This is a genomic window from Streptomyces sp. NPDC104761, from assembly GCF_055583445.1.
Map to the genome: position 1 here is coordinate 223,137 of NZ_JBVJNZ010000008.1, position 14,972 is coordinate 238,108.

Sequence of the window (14,972 nt, forward strand, 5' to 3'; positions counted from 1 at the left end):
GTGGTCACCGGTCGTTCGGCACCGCCGGGATCCGCCGTCGTGGCTGGTCGCCGTTGCGGCGGGGTGGGGGAGTGGCGTTCAGCCGGACCGGCGGGGTGAGGGAGCGGCGATCAGGTGAACCGGCGGGGCGTTTTGAGTGTCGGTGGTGCAGCCGACCCAGGGGCGCGGGGAACTGCGCGAGCGGCCCCCACCGGCCAGCAGGTGGTCACCGGTCGTTCGGCACCGCCGGGATCCGCCGTCGTGGCTGGTCGCCGTTGCGGCGGGGTGGGGGAGTGGCGTTCAGCCGGACCGGCGGGGCGGGGGAGCGGCGATCAGGTGAACCGGCGGGGCGTTTTGAGTATCGGTGGTGCAGCCGACCCAGGGGCGCGGGGAACTGCGCGGCCAGCCCCCACCGGCCAGCAGGTGGTCACCGGTCGTTCGGCACCCCCGGGATCCGCCGTCGCGGCTGGTCGCCGTTGCGGCGGGGCGGGGGAGCGGCGTTCAGCCGGACCGGCGGGGTGGGGGAGAGCGGCGAACAGTTGAACCGGCCGGGTTGGGGAGAGCGGCGATCAGTTGAACCGGCGGGGTTGGCGGGCGCCGTGAAGAGCCGGGCCGGTGGGGCGTTTTGAGTGCCGTGGGTGCAGCCGACCCAGGGGCGCGGGGAACTGCGCCGCCAGCCCCCACCGGCCGGCAGGTGGTCGTCGGCCGTTCGGCGCCGCCGGTCGGGTGGGGAGGGGCGGCCGATCGGGCGGAAAGTGGGCGCTTTCGCGGAGTGGTGACCGGAGGCGGCGGTCCGTGTCCGGCAGGCTCACCTGTTCATGCGCATGCGACTGAGCACCCCCCTGTCCCTCTGCCTGGCCGCCGCAGCCGCCGTACTCGTCCCCGCGCCGCAGGCGATCGCCGAGTCCTCCTGCGCGGCCGCAGGCGGGCAGGGCTTCCCCCTCACCACCCGCCTCCACGATGGCCCCACGTCCTACGAGCCCGGCGGCGGTTTCGGCACCTGGTACCTCGACCTCACCAACACCACCGCCCACACCTGCGCCGACGTCCACCCGGTCGTCGTCCTCGTCGACGACAAGAAGGCCCTCAAGCCGTCCCAGACCGAGCTGGAGTTCTACGACGGCCCGCGCACCCGCCCGGTCCCGCTGACGGAGACCGACGAGTCCGAGCTGGTCGGAGTCTTCGACGGGACCGACTTCCCGGGGCTCACCGTGGCGCCCGGGGCGACCGTCTCGGTCAAGGTGAGACTGGCGATCACCTCCGACGCCGTACGCAACGGGGTCACGGCCAACGCGGCCGCCGTGCAGCGGCAGGGGTCGGACGGCGCGTGGGTGGGGGAGTCGAACGACTACCGCTTCGGCATCGGAGGCGAACCGCCACCGCCGCCCGCGACCGCCGCCCCCGCCGTCCCGTCCGGCGGCTCCACGCAGGCCGGCCCGGATACGTCCTCGCAGAGCCCCGGACCCTCGGGGACCGACCCCGCCAGTCCCAGTCCCGACAGCAGCCGCGGAGCCAGCCCCGCCGCCTCCCCCGGCGACAGCGCCCCGCCCTTCACCGACGAGGCCGGCGGAAACCCGGACCGCCGCCGGGAGGCCTGGGACCGCCGCCGGGAAGCCTGGGACAACCGTCAGGAAGCCTGGAAGGGTGCCGACGGGCCCTGGGAGGCCGGGGAACGCGCCCGCGAACTGGCCCGCACCGGCCTGGGCCTGGCCCACGGGCTGTTCACGGCCTCCGTCGCCCTGCTCACCGTAGGAGCGAGCGCGTTCCTGCTGGCCCGCCGGCGGCGGTGACCCCTGCCGGGTGACGGTGCGGGCGGCGTCCCCTGTCCGGGCCGGGACGGACCTCGTCTGCGACGATCCCTGCGTGGACTACCCGAACGACCAGGCCCCCGGCGCCCCCGTCCGCGCCGGCATCCCGGAGCACGGCCGCATCCCGAAGTACTACGCGGTGAAGGCGCGGATCGACCAGCTCGTCGGCGCACTTGCGGAGGGCAGCGTCATCCCCACCGAGCGCGACCTGTCGGAGGAGTACGGGGTCGCCCGCGAGACCGTCCGGCAGGCGCTGCGCGAGCTGGTCCTGGAGGGCAAGCTGCGCCGGCAGGGCCGCGGCACGGTCGTCGCGGGGCCCAAGCTGGAGCAGCCGCTCTCCCTCGCCAGCTACACCGAGGGGGTGCGGCGGCAGGGCCGTACCCCCGGCCGGAGCCTCGTCACCCTCGACCGCTTCCCCTGCCCGGCCGCCCTCGCCGCCGAGACCGGCCTGGAGCGCGGCGAACCCGTCTGGCACCTGGAGCGCGTGCTGCTCGCCGACGACGAGCGGGTCGGTCTGGAGAGCACGTACGTCGCCGTCGCCCGGGTCCCGCACCTCGACACCGACTTCCACCCCGACTCCTCCTTCTACGGCTACCTGCAGAAGAAGGGCATCGTCTTCGGGGACGCCGACGAACGAATCGAGACCGTGCTGGCCACCCCGCGCGAGGCGCTGCTCATCGGCACCCCGCCGGCCCTTCCGATGCTGCTGATCCACCGGGTGTCACGGGACACCGAGGGACGGCCGCTGGAGCGGGCGCGATCGCTGTACCGGGGGGACCGGTTCTCGTTTTCGGTCCATCTCGGCGGCTGAAAAGTGCAACCGGTTTCGGCTGCTTCTGATCTTGGTTGAGTGTTACGAAACGATAACAGGTCTAGCCCAGATGCGATGACCCGTTCAGGCTCTCGTTGTCAGCCGGATCTTTTCGGTTCTCCAGTCGCGAGGAGCGTGGCCGTCGTGAGAGTGACAGTCGTCGGAGCAGGCGTGGTGGGCACCATGCACGCCTGGCAGGCAAGAGAACGCGGCCACGAGGTCGTGCAGATCGAGCGCGAGGCCGAGGCCCGCGGCGCCTCGCTGCGCAACTTCGGGCAGATCTGGGTGAGCGGGCGCGCGGGCGGCGCGGAACTCGAGACCGCCCTGCGGGCCAGGGAGCTGTGGGAGGAGATCGGCGGCCGGGTGCCCGCGCTCGGCTTCCGTGCCAACGGGTCGCTGACCCCGGTGCGCGGCGCGTACGAACTCGCCGTCGCGGAGGCCGCCGTGGCCCGCGAGGACGCGGCCGCCCGCGGCCACGAGCTGCTCACCCCGGCCGAGGCCCGCGCCCTGAACCCCGCCCTGCGCGGTGACTTCGACGCCGCCCTCCACTGCGCGCGGGACGCGGCCGTCGAGCCGCGCACCGCCCAGCTCGCCCTCCGTGCCGAGCTGCTGAAGTCCCCCGACTACACCTTCCTGCCGGGCCGCGAGGTCCGCGAGGTGACCGGACCCGGCACGGTCCGCGACGACCACGGCGACGTCCACCACGCCGACGCCGTCGTCCTGTGCACCGGCGCCTGGCTCGGCGGCCTGGTCCGCGAGCTGGCCGGACCCGACCTGCCCGTGCGCCGGGTCCGCCTCCAGATGATGCAGACCGACCCGCTCGGCGAACCCCTCCCCACCTCGGTCGCCGACGCCGACAGCTTCCGCTACTACCCGGCCTACGCCTCCCCGGCCCTGGACGAGCTCAACGCCCGCTCACCGCAGCCCGAGACGGCGGCGGCCCACCGCATGCAGCTGCTCATGGTGCAGCGCGCCGACGGCGGCCTCACCATCGGCGACACCCACGAGTACGAGCAGCCCTTCCCCTTCGACACCGTCGAGGAGCCCTACGAGCACCTCACCGGGGTCGTCGCAGCCCTCCTCGGCCGGCCGCTGCCGCGCGTCCGGCACCGCTGGGCCGGGGTGTACGCGCAGTGCACCGACACCACCCGGGTCGTGCACCGGCAGCAGGTGGCCGACGGGGTGTGGCTGGTCACCGGGCCCGGCGGGCGCGGCATGACCTGCTCGCCCGCGATAGCCGAGACAACCGCCGACGAACTGGGATGGTGACAGAGATGACCGACACGGCAGGGACCACCGGGGACATCCGGCTCGTCGTGCTCGACATGGCCGGTACGACCGTCGCGGACGGCGGGCTCGTCGAGCACGCGTTCACGGCCGCCGCCCGCCGGCTTGGCGCCGACCCCGACCAGATGATCGGCTACGTCCGCGCCACCATGGGCGAGTCGAAGATCTCCGTCTTCCGGCACCTGTTCGGGGAGGAGACCAGGGCCCAGGAGGCCAACCGGGCCTTCGAGGCGGCCTACGCCGAACTCGTCGACGCAGGCAGGGTGCGCGCCCTGCCCGGCGCCCGCGAGACCATCGAGAGGCTCCGGGCGGACGGCCGTACCGTCGTCCTCACCACCGGGTTCGCCCGCGCCACCCAGGACGCGATCCTCGCCGCCCTCGGATGGCATGATCTGGTGCCGCTCACCCTGTGCCCCGCCGACGCCGGCGGCCGCGGCCGGCCCTACCCCGACATGGTCCTCACCGCGCTGTTGCGTACGGCCGCCGCCGACGACGTCCGCCAGGTCGCCGTCGTCGGCGACACCTCCTACGACATGCTCACCGGCGTCCGCGCCGGAGCGGGCCTGGTCGCCGGGGTGCTGACCGGCGCGCACGACGCGGACGCGCTGTGGACGGCCGGGGCGACCCATGTGCTGGAGAGCGTCGCGGACCTGCCGGGAGCGCTCGGATGACAGGCCGCCACCGGCGACCGACCGACCACCGGAACACCGAGCACGTCCGCGACGCCCCTGGATCTGGTGATCGGCGGGGTCGCATTCAGGCAGTCCTGACTAGGCTGGGGCGTCCGGTACACCGTGGTTCCGGCGCCCCAGGCTCATGCACGACAGCTCACGCATGACCGCACGTCCGCCATCCGCACGCCAGGAGACGCACCACATGGCAGAGCGCAAGCCCATCGAGTCGTGGCTCACCGACATGGACGGGGTCCTCATCCACGAGGGGGTTCCGATTCCCGGAGCGGAGGCCTTCCTGAAGAAGCTGCGGGAGTCCGGACGGCCCTTCCTGGTGCTCACCAACAACTCCATCTACACCGCCCGTGACCTGCACGCACGGCTGCGGCGGATGGGGCTCGACGTGCCGGTGGAGAACATCTGGACCTCGGCCCTCGCCACCGCCCAGTTCCTGGACGACCAGCGGCCCGGCGGCAGCGCCTACGTCATCGGCGAGGCCGGTCTGACCACCGCCCTGCACGACATCGGGTACATCCTCACCGACCACGAGCCCGACTTCGTGATCCTCGGCGAGACCCGCACCTACTCCTTCGAGGCGCTGACCAAGGCCGTGCGGCTGATCAACGGCGGTGCCCGGTTCATCGCCACCAACCCCGACAACGTCGGCCCGTCCGTGGAGGGCGACCTGCCCGCCACCGGCTCGGTCGCCGCGCTGATCACCGCCGCGACCGGCAAGAAGCCGTACTTCGTCGGCAAGCCCAACCCGCTGATGATGCGGGCCGGCCTGAACGCGCTCGGCGCCCACTCGGAGACCTCCGCGATGATCGGCGACCGCATGGACACCGACGTCCTCGCGGGTCTGGAGGCCGGGATGCGCACCTTCCTGGTGCTGTCCGGCGTCACCCAGCCGGACGACGTCGACCGCTACCCGTTCCGGCCCTCCGAGGTCGTGGACTCGATCGCGGACCTCGTCGACCGGATCTGACCGGCTCCGGATCTGACCGGCTCCGGATCTGACCGACTCCGGGTCGCTCCGGATCGCCTCTGAACCGGCTGTGACCGGCGGGGATCAAACCTGAGATCACCCGTACGGAGCAACAAGGCGCCCCCCGAGGATGCGGGGGCGCCCCGTGCGGGGGAGCCTCCAGATATCTGGAGGTTCACGATGGGCTCAATTCCCCTCACTCTCGGTACCGGACTCCTGGCCTGCGCCGTCGGGCTCGCGCCGGCGGCCGCCCTCGCGGCGGACGGCCAGGGCGTCACCGTGACCCCCGCTTCCCCGTCCGCCGGATCCGTGGTGGCGCTGCGGGCGAGCGGCTGCTCCGGTACGACCGGCACCGCCGTCTCGACGGCCTTCGTCACGGACGCCCGCCTCGGCGGCACCGGCGGCGACCTGACCGGCCAGGCCCAGGTCCGCTCCACGGCCGGCGCCGGCACCTACACCGTGCAGGTCAGCTGCGGCGGCTCGGCCGTCACCGGCAGCGTCACCGTCGTACCGCAGACGTCGTCCCAGTCGTTGCGGCAGGACGTGCCCGGTGTGGTGCCCGCCTCGCCGTTCGCACCCGTGCACGCGGGCGGCGGCGGTACCGCTCCGCTCACCTCGGCGGACGCCCGCTCGGCCGGTCCCGACACCGCGCAGGCGGTCACCGGCCTGCTCCTCGCCGCTTTCGCCGTGGCCGCCGTGGGACTGCTGAGCGCCCGCCGCCGCCAGGGCGCGCGCTGAGGACGGGAGCACGATGTCCGACGACACCGAACGTTCCCCCGGCACCGGACGGCTGCTGACCGGGGTGGCCTGGGCGGTCCTGCTGCTCGGGCTGTGGCTGTGGGGCCGCGGAGTGACCGAGATACCCGACGGCATGTCGGGGCCCACCACGGGCGACGTGGCCGCCGTCGGCCGCCCGCCCTCGGATCCTGAACTCCCGCCCGCGGCCAAGCCGTTGACCGCGGCCGTGCCGGAGCGCGTCGACATACCGGACCTGGGCGTGCAGGCCCCCGTGGTCGCCCGCGGCCTCGACGAGGACGGCGGGGTCGATCCGCCCCCCTTCGACCAGCCCGGCGTGGTCGGCTGGTACGGCTCCGGGACCGACCCCGGCGCGGCCGGTACCGCCGTTCTGGTCGGGCACGTCGACACCGAGACCAGGCCCGCCGTCTTCTACAAGATCAGCGCGATGCGCCCCGGCGAGACGATCCGCGTGGTCCGCGCCGACAACACGGTCGCCGAGTTCACCGTCGACGACGTCCGGGTCCTGCCCCGCGACCACTTCGACGCCCAACAGGCCTACGGCCCGCGGCAGTCGGGACGGGCCGAACTCCGCCTGATCACCTGCGGCGGCACCTTCGACCGGACGACGCACCGCTACACGGCGAACGTGGTGGTCTCGGCGTACCTGACGGGCACCGGCCCGTAGAACGCGCGGCGGTGACCCGAACTCCCGGACAACCCTTGGCGTCCCTGGGGTGTCTGAAGGGTGGCGGGGCGAGAGGCGTCCCGTGGGGAGGGGCACGGAATGACCAACCGCCAGCGCAGGGCGGGGGCGGTACTGGCCGCCTTCGCGGCCGCCGTCGCCGCATGGTTGCCCGCCACGTCCGCACAGGCCGCGGACGGTCCTGTGGTGCACATCTTCGTGGTGAACGACAGCATCGGGGTGCCGGTGCCGACCCAGGATCCGCCGCAGATCAGCTGGGGCCTGGACAACGACGGGCCGGGCGCCGCGAAGGACGTCACGGTCAAGCTCGACTTCAGCCAGGTCAAGGACTGGGTCACCGTCAACGGGAAGACGGTCGACACCTACACGGCGCCCGCGCTCGGCGACCTCCACGAGGGCGACAACGGAGGCGGCTTCGTGGACCTGCGGGCGAAGGACGGCACCCCGCTGGGCACCAAGGGCACGGTGACCCTCAGCGGTACCTCGTCGAACGGCACCGTGATCTCGAAGGACGTCGAAGTGACCGCGGGTGACGTGGAGCTGAAGGTCAACAAGCTCGCCGACCGCAAGGGCGACAAGCCCGGTTCCACCATCGAGTCCCCGCTCACCATCAGCAACACCGGCTCCCTGCCCGCGAACGGCGTCCAGCTGCAGGTGCTCACCACCCCCGGCCTCTCCTACGCGGACAGGTTCTCCAACTGCTCCTACTCCACGGTCTCCGGTGATCCGTACGGCTCCACCCAGCAGGCGTTGTGCACCTTCGACACGACCGTCGAGCCGGGCAAGAGCTACCGGTTGGACCAGCCGCTCAAGCTGGACGTGAGCAACCAGGCCCTGTACGAGTACATCCGCCGGGAGGCCCTGCCGGTGAGGGACGCCAAGGCGCCGTCCGGGAGCGGACCGAAGCTCTCCCTCGTGCCCGCCGGGGCCGCGGACACCGGCGCCATGAAGGTCGGCAGCCAGTACGTCATGGTCGACAACACGGCGGACATGGCCGCGGGCGGCGACACCGTTGCGGGCGCGCCGGGCGACCTGGTGCACGTGGACCTCACGTTGAGCGACGAAGGACCGGCCCGGATGGCCAACAACGTCGGCGACGACCAGCCCGCGCTGCTGTTCACCGTCCCCACCGGCACCAAGGCCGTGGAGATCGCCGACCGGTGCCGGGTGTGGGACCCCGAGGCGCAGTCCAGCACCGGAGAGCGGACGCCCGGCGCCGCGCAGTACGTCTGCTTCCCCGAGCCGAACCAGTTCGAGGTCGGGGACACCCGTACCTTCGGCTTCGGCCTGAAGATCCGCGAGGGCGCGAAGACCACCACCGGTGAGGTCCGGGCGACGACGTCGTACGACACCGCCCTGGAGTTCGACCACAACCCGGACAACAACACCGCGCCCGTCACCGTCAAGGTCGAGGGCGACGACAGCGGTGCCACCCCCTCGCCCTCCGCGTCCGCCACCACCCCGGGCACCGACGGCAAGGCCGGCGGCAACGACGTCACCCCCCAGACGGTCGCCGACACGGCCGGGGCCGGTTCCCTCGCCAGCACGGGCGGCAGCAGCGTGCTGCCCGTCGCCGCCGCGGTGGGCGCGGGCGCGCTGCTGCTCGGTGGCGGTCTGCTGGTCGTCGTCAGGCGCCGGAAGGCCTGACCTCCGGTTCGGCCGCAACCCGCCGCACCAGTCGCCCGGTCGACGGCCTGCTCCCCTGAGACCGCCGACCGGGCCGGTCCTCGACCGCGCGCGCTCGGGCTGCGGGAGTAGCCCGGCGGCAGGCGCGGGAGGCTGGGAAGGCGGGCCGGTGTCCGGGCCGCCCGCAAGCGACTCTAGAGGGCGACGGGCGCCCCGGCCTAGGTTCGCGCCGCCAAGCCCTCGACAGCGCCTGTAACAGCTCGCCGACAAGGTTGGGCGATCTCGTGGCGAGTGCGGTGGGTATGTCACGATTGGGCTCTGGCCAAGTGCACCCAGGGGGGAATTGGATGTACGACAGCAGGGGGGCCCGCTCGGCGGCCCGGGCCGGGGCACTGGGGGCGGCGCTGCTGCTCGCCGGCTGCTCCTCGGGCGGCGGCTCGGACGGGGACGGGCCGGCCGCGAGTCCGCGGGCGGCGATCACCCAACAGCCCAAGGAGGCCGACCCGTTCTGGGTGAACCCGGACTCCAACGCGGCCCGCCAGGTGAGGGCCTACGCGCAGGCCGGCAAGGACGGCGACGCCGAGCAGATCCGCAAGATAGCGGCACAGCCGACCGGCGAGTGGATCGGCCCGGAGAACCCGGAGCAGGAGGCGCGCGGCTTCACCGAGGCCGCCCAGAAGTCCGACCGCACGGCCCTGCTGGTCCTCTACGACATCCCGCACCGCGACTGCGGCCAGTACAGCCAGGGCGGGGCGGCCGACGGCGACGCGTACCGGGCGTGGATCGACGGGGTCGCGAGCGGCATCCAGGACCGCCCGGCCACCGTCGTCCTGGAACCGGACGCGGTACTGCACCTCGTCGACGGCTGCACCCCGGCCCGGTTCGCCGAGGAGCGCTACGACCTCCTGCGCGGCGCGATCACCAAGCTCAAGTCCCTGAAGAACACCAAGGTCTACCTGGACGCGGGCAACGCGGGCTGGGGCCACCCCGACCAGATCTACCGGTCCCTGCAGCAGGCGGGCGTCGACCGGGCCGACGGCTTCGCGGTCAACGTCTCCAACTTCTACTCCACCGAGGACTCCGTCACCTACGGCAAGCAGCTCTCGGCGAAGGTGGGCGGCAAGCACTTCGTCATCGACACCAGCAGGAACGGCAACGGCCCCTACACGGGCGGCAACCCGGAAGAACGCTGGTGCAACCCGCCCGGGCGGGCACTGGGGGAGACGCCCACCACCAGGACGGCGGACCCCCTGGTGGACGCCTACCTGTGGGTCAAGCGCCCCGGCGAGTCCGACGGCACCTGCAAGGGAGGCCCCCAGGCAGGCAACTGGTGGCCGACCTACGCCTTGAAACTGGCGCAAGCCTCACACACCTAGGGGCGCGGGGCGGAGTCAATGTGCGGCTGCGCCGCGCGGGCGCGACGGGCTCGCACCGGCCCGCAGGTGACCACTGCCCGGTTCGGCACCGCCGGACACCGCCGTCGCGGCCGAGCGCCGTGGCGGCGGGAAGGGGGTGGGAGCGGCGACCGTGCAGCCGACCCGGGGGCGCGGGGCGGAGTCAATGTGCGGCTCCGCCGCGCGGGCGCGACGGGCTCGCACCGGCCCGCAGGTGACCACTGCCCGGTTCGGCACCGCCGGACACCGCCGTCGTGGCCGAGCGCCGTGGCGGCGGGAAGGGGGTGGGAGCGGCGACCGTGCAGCCGACCCGGGGGGCGCGCGGCGGAGTCAATGTGCGGCTCCGCCGCGGGCGCGACCAGGCGCCGCGCTCCCGCGCCTGAAGGACCCACCCGCGGGAGCGCGGCGGCAGCGCGGAGCGCTACGGCACCTTCACCCACTGCGCCACGCTCGGCGTCCCCTGGTCGTCGTCCACGAAAATCATGTACCACCCCGAAGGGACCAGGTTCCGGTTCTCCGGCACCGTCACCGTGATCCGGTCGCCCGACGTCCTGAAGTCCAGGGCGACCGACCTCTGGTCGACGTCCGTCACATGCGTGGTCGCACTCGGCCGGATCAACCGCACCTTCCTGATCGTCGACGCGTGCCGCGAGGTGAACGTGCCGGTCCCGCCCCGCGCGATGGTCTGCGGGCCTCCGCTCAGTGACGGCCGTGAGTCCCGGTACAGGTACGGCGGCGTGTAGATCTCGATCCGCTGCTCGAACACCCCCGGCTTGGTGTTCGCCTTGTCCGCGAAGAGCGGGTTGGAGCCGAAGAACATGACCCGGCCGTCGGGAAGGAGGATCGAGCCGGAGTGGTAGTCGCGGCCCACGAGCGGGTCGGCCACCCTCCGGAAGGAGTTGGTCGCGGTGTCGTAGAGCCGCGCCTGCCTGATGTCGGACGCGCCGCGCCCCCGGTAGTCCTCGGAGCCGCCGGACACCAGCACGGAGTCGTCGGGCAGGACGGAGATCTGCGGGTACCGCGTCCCCTTCTCCAGCGAGGGGCCGTCCACGAACTTCGGGTCGGGGTCCTTCAGGTCGATCAGCCGCGTCCTGTTCGTCGACAGGCTGGACTCGCCGACCCCGCCGCCCCCGACCACCATGTACTTCTCGTCCTGCGCCGGAGGCAGCAGCACCGTCCCGGACGTCTCCAGCATGTTCGGATCGCTGAGCCCGGACAGCTTGGTGAACTCGTTGGTGTCGACGTCCCAGATACCGGGGTCCCGGCCGACGTCGTCCGGGCCGTAGCCGGCGTTGGAACCCGAGTAGAAGAGCTTGCCGTTCTGGAGCAGGAACAGCGCCGGATAGGTGGGGAACTGGCGCTTGTACTTCGTGTACGTCCAGGTCTTCGTCCTCGGGTCGAAGACCTCGTTCTTGCCGGGCACCAGCTGCCCGATGTCGTCGAGGCCGGAGACGCTGAGGACCTTCCCGTCGGAGAGGGTCGTGAGCGTCGGGTACCAGCGTGCCTCGTTCATCGGGTCGACCTTGATGTACTTCTCGGCGACCGGATCGAATTCGTAGGCGTTCTTGATGCCTTCGAAGTCCCGCTTGTCCATGCCGAGTTTGTTGGCGATGCCGTAGGTGTTGCGGGCGTCGGCGCCGGTCAGTCCCTCGATGCGGTAGTTGTCCTGGGTGCCGGTCTCGTACCTGGTGCCCTGCTTCGGCGCCTCCACGACGACCCGGGCGTAACCGGGGTTGTTCCGCAGGAACCTGCCGGTCTTCTTGTCGAAGACCTTCGTCGCGCGCGGTATCAGCGCCGAGTCGTCGGAGACGAACGTCCTGCCGTTCTGCTTGCCGGTGAACCGGGTGCCCTTGGGCAGGGTCATCGGTTTGTCCGGGTTCTCGTTGTAGAGGATCATGACGCCGCCGGCCTTCTTGACGTCGCCCTTGAGCTTCTCGTACCGCTTGGTGCCGCCCGCGATGAGGATGTTGCCGTTGGCGAGCTGGGTGTGGCCGGTGCAGAACAGGTCGGCCGGGGTGGGCACCTTCTTGATCGTGCCCTTGACCGGGTCCCAGATCCGGCTGTCGTAGATCTTGGCGTCGAAGTTGTCCTGGTTGTTGCCCGAGCCCGCGACCAGCAGCACCTTCCCGGTGTGCAGGAGCACCGCGTGGATGGTGTCCTGGCGGTACTCCTTCGGGAACTCGATGATGTCCCAGTGGCCGTTCGCGGCCTTGTACTCCGCTCTGTTGATCTTGTACTGGTGGTACCGGTCGGTCCCGAAGCGGTACAGCCAGGGCCCGTTCATCCCGGCCAGGGCGAGGACGACCACCGTACTGATCGCGAGCCGGCGGGCCCGGCGACGGCCGGCGCTGTCGTTCATTCCTCACGACCTCCCAGTCCGCCGAGCGCGATCCGCAGGGTCTGTTCCGCGGGGGTGCCGGCGGGCGGCGTCCAGGTCGGCCGCTGCTGCGGCGGGTGTCCCGCGGGCAGGTGTCCCGCCGGTACCGCGTCCTCGGGTTCGGGCACCGCCCCGGGGGCCCGGCGTTCCCTGCGCAGCGTGTATTGCCAGGCGAAGATCGGGGCGGCCGTGATCAGCAGCGCCAGCGTGGCCCAGGTGATCATCGCGGGCTGCGAGTGGCCCTCGACGAAGCCGGCGGCGAGCGAGCCGCCGAAGACCAGGATGAAGAACCAGTGGATGCGGAAGGTCCCGAAGAGGGTGTCGGGGCTCGCCGACTCGCCCTTCGGGGTGACCACGAACCTGCTCCTGCGGCGCAGCAGGGCGTCCATGAGGGAACGGGCGTAGACCGGTGCGGACAGTGCCGACATCACCATGCCGGCGACGCCGCCGGAGCCCTCCGGCTCGTGCGGGGAGACGTTGTGCCGGCGGTTCCAGATGTAGAGGCCGATCTGGAGCGCGGAGGCGTTGCCGTACAGCATCAGCCACACGGCGGGGTCGATGTTCACGCCCGAGGCGCCCAGGCCCAGGAACAGTGCGCAGCTCAGCGCCGCCAGGATCCAGTTGAGGGCCGACATCGGGTAGAAGATGATCATCATGGTGTAGTTGAAGAGCTTGCCGGGACCCAGGCTGAACAGGCCCTTCCAGTACTGCTTGAGGATCGTCTCGTACGTGCCCCGGGACCAGCGCAGCTGCTGGGTGAAGAAGTCGGTCCAGGCGTTCGGGCCCTCGCCGACCGCGAGCACGTCCGGGGTGTACACCGAGCGCCATTTCCGGCCCGTCGCCGGGTTCTTCGCGCGGTGCATCTCGAAGCCGGTCGCCATGTCCTCGGTGATCGAGTCGTACAGCCCGCCGATCTGCCGGAGCGCCCTGATCCGTACGGCGTTGGAGGTGCCGACGAACATGGGGGCGCCGTAGCGGTTGCCGGCGCGCTGGATCAGGGCGTGGAAGAGGAACTGCTGGGACTCGGCGGCCTTGGTGACGAACGTGTCGTAGTTGCCGTAGACCTGCGGGCCGATGACGAAGCCGACGTCCGGGTCGCGGAAGTAGCCGAGCATCCGCTCCAGGTAGTTGGGGAGCGGGACGTGGTCGGTGTCGACGGAGGCGAAGAAGTCGTACTCGTCGCCGTGCGCCTCCAGCCAGGCGTTGTAGTTGCCGTGCTTGGTCTTCGCGCGGTGCGGGCCCTTCGGCTGGTTCCACTTCGCGACTCCCTTGCGGGTGAAGTGGTGCACGCCCAGGCGCGCGCAGACCTCCTTCACCTCCGGGTCGTCGCCCTCGTCGAGCAGCCAGACGTGCAGCAGGCCCCGGTGGCGCAGCCGGACGGCTGCCTCCAGGGTCCGGGTGACCATGTCGAGGGGTTCCTTGCCGGGCACGAACGTGGTGATGAAGGCGACCCGGGTGCCGGTCTCCGGAACCACCGGGACCGGGTCGCGGGCGACCAGAGTGGCGTGCGCGTTGGACAGCACGTTCATGCAGCGGAAGAACTCGATCAGGCCGATCGACACCAGCATCACGACGTCGAGGGCCGGCAGGAAGTCGTACGCCGGGTAGTCCCGCTGGGTCCAGTGCTCGGGCTGCAGCAGCCAGGCCAGCAGGACCAGCGAGAGCAGCGGGGCGGCGCCCAGCATCAGCGCGGCGCGGACGCGGTGCGGTTCCTGGGAGAGCAGCGAGCGGTACTGCACGGTGTACGGCCGGGTCGGGTCGGGCTGGGTGAGGGGGCCCGCGAGCCGGCTGTAGTGCTCGTAGTCGTATCTGGGCAGGGTCTTCTTGATGCGGCCCAGGGCGCCGGCGGCGGTGCGGTGCGCGGGCACCCGGAGCTGTGCGGTCTGTGACGGGTCGTATTCCTGTTCCTGCCGGGCGCCCATCGGCGTCGACGTCATGAGTCATCCCCCCACACGCAGGTCAGCGCGTGTTTCATCGGTCCCGGAGCCCGCTCGGATCCCCCTCGACCCTGCCGGGCGCGTCAAAGGCGGGGCACAGTCGTCCCACGGATGATGGACACGGACCGTGATCGTCCGGTTGCGCGGTGCCCCCCTCGGCACCGATTGATGACCGGGGCCCCTCAACCCCGCAGATCTGGCAACCGGCTATCTACCCCCCAAGTGCCGCGAAACACCGGCACTTTGGACAACCAGGGTTCTACGGTGCTCATCATGATCGCAAGGGCGAAACGCCGTGTTTACCGGGCATACGCGTTCATTGTGGAGCGTGTGGGGGTTGCGTGAACCGGCCGTGTCGGTTGTTGACATAAAGGGGCAAGGGGGGTGATGGGCGCCGAAGCGGCCTCGCGCGACCGGCAGGGTGTACGCCGGAAGGCCCCCCGCTGACGCGGAAGGCCTTCCCGGTGTCTGTGCGCCGCCAGGGACTCGAACCCCGGACCCGCTGATTAAGAGTCAGCTGCTCTAACCAACTGAGCTAGCGGCGCCTGCTGACATCGAGAACTCTACCCGACCGGGAACCGTGCTCCTGACCATCGGCCACCAGGGCGACCCCCGTCCGCCCTCTGCCGTACATCATTCGGACCGTCAGCATGCGC

General features: G+C 71.7%; 11 protein-coding genes and 1 tRNA gene. 9 read left to right on the forward strand and 3 right to left on the reverse strand.

What is annotated here, in order from left to right:
- Positions 1–803: 803 nt before the first annotated feature.
- The 9 genes from ACZ63F_RS22930 (at position 804) to ACZ63F_RS22970 (ending at position 9,984) form a co-directional block, all read left to right on the forward strand.
- A complete protein-coding gene (locus tag ACZ63F_RS22930; protein WP_469713298.1) occupies positions 804–1,769 on the forward strand; it encodes a hypothetical protein in 966 nt (321 codons plus the stop codon).
- Between the two features lie 73 nt (positions 1,770–1,842).
- The gene (locus tag ACZ63F_RS22935; protein ID WP_469713299.1) at positions 1,843–2,598 is read left to right on the forward strand and encodes a GntR family transcriptional regulator; all 756 of its coding nucleotides are present in this window, start codon (positions 1,843–1,845) and stop codon (positions 2,596–2,598) included.
- Between the two features lie 144 nt (positions 2,599–2,742).
- Positions 2,743–3,867: a TIGR03364 family FAD-dependent oxidoreductase gene (locus tag ACZ63F_RS22940; protein ID WP_469713300.1), complete on the forward strand. Its 1,125-nt coding sequence runs from the start codon at positions 2,743–2,745 to the stop codon at positions 3,865–3,867.
- 5 nt (positions 3,868–3,872) lie between these two features.
- The gene (locus ACZ63F_RS22945) at positions 3,873–4,556 is read left to right on the forward strand and encodes a phosphonatase-like hydrolase (protein WP_469713301.1); all 684 of its coding nucleotides are present in this window, start codon (positions 3,873–3,875) and stop codon (positions 4,554–4,556) included.
- Between the two features lie 205 nt (positions 4,557–4,761).
- A complete protein-coding gene (locus tag ACZ63F_RS22950; RefSeq protein ID WP_469713303.1) occupies positions 4,762–5,541 on the forward strand; it encodes an HAD-IIA family hydrolase in 780 nt (259 codons plus the stop codon).
- A gap of 180 nt (positions 5,542–5,721) precedes the next feature.
- Positions 5,722–6,279 carry a hypothetical protein gene (locus ACZ63F_RS22955; RefSeq protein ID WP_469713305.1) on the forward strand — a complete coding sequence of 186 codons (558 nt, stop codon included), beginning with the start codon at positions 5,722–5,724 and terminating at the stop codon, positions 6,277–6,279.
- Between the two features lie 13 nt (positions 6,280–6,292).
- Positions 6,293–6,964, forward strand: a complete 672-nt coding sequence (locus ACZ63F_RS22960) for a class F sortase (RefSeq protein ID WP_352361527.1) — start codon at positions 6,293–6,295, stop codon at positions 6,962–6,964.
- Between the two features lie 99 nt (positions 6,965–7,063).
- Positions 7,064–8,629, forward strand: coding sequence for an LPXTG cell wall anchor domain-containing protein (locus ACZ63F_RS22965; RefSeq protein WP_469713307.1), 1,566 nt, complete (start codon positions 7,064–7,066; stop codon positions 8,627–8,629).
- Between the two features lie 326 nt (positions 8,630–8,955).
- A complete protein-coding gene (locus ACZ63F_RS22970) occupies positions 8,956–9,984 on the forward strand; it encodes a glycoside hydrolase family 6 protein (RefSeq protein ID WP_469713309.1) in 1,029 nt (342 codons plus the stop codon).
- A gap of 439 nt (positions 9,985–10,423) precedes the next feature.
- Here the strand turns inward: ACZ63F_RS22970 and glxA are convergent, their stop codons facing one another.
- From glxA to ACZ63F_RS22985, 3 genes are all read right to left on the reverse strand, one after another.
- The gene (glxA, locus tag ACZ63F_RS22975; RefSeq protein WP_469713311.1) at positions 10,424–12,361 is read right to left on the reverse strand and encodes a radical copper oxidase GlxA; all 1,938 of its coding nucleotides are present in this window, start codon (positions 12,359–12,361) and stop codon (positions 10,424–10,426) included.
- Positions 12,358–14,316: a glycosyltransferase family 2 protein gene (locus ACZ63F_RS22980; protein ID WP_469713313.1), complete on the reverse strand. Its 1,959-nt coding sequence runs from the start codon at positions 14,314–14,316 to the stop codon at positions 12,358–12,360. The genes glxA and ACZ63F_RS22980 overlap by 4 nt, the downstream gene beginning before the upstream one ends.
- 471 nt (positions 14,317–14,787) lie before the next feature.
- A tRNA-Lys gene (locus ACZ63F_RS22985) sits at positions 14,788–14,861 on the reverse strand.
- Positions 14,862–14,972 lie beyond the last annotated feature (111 nt).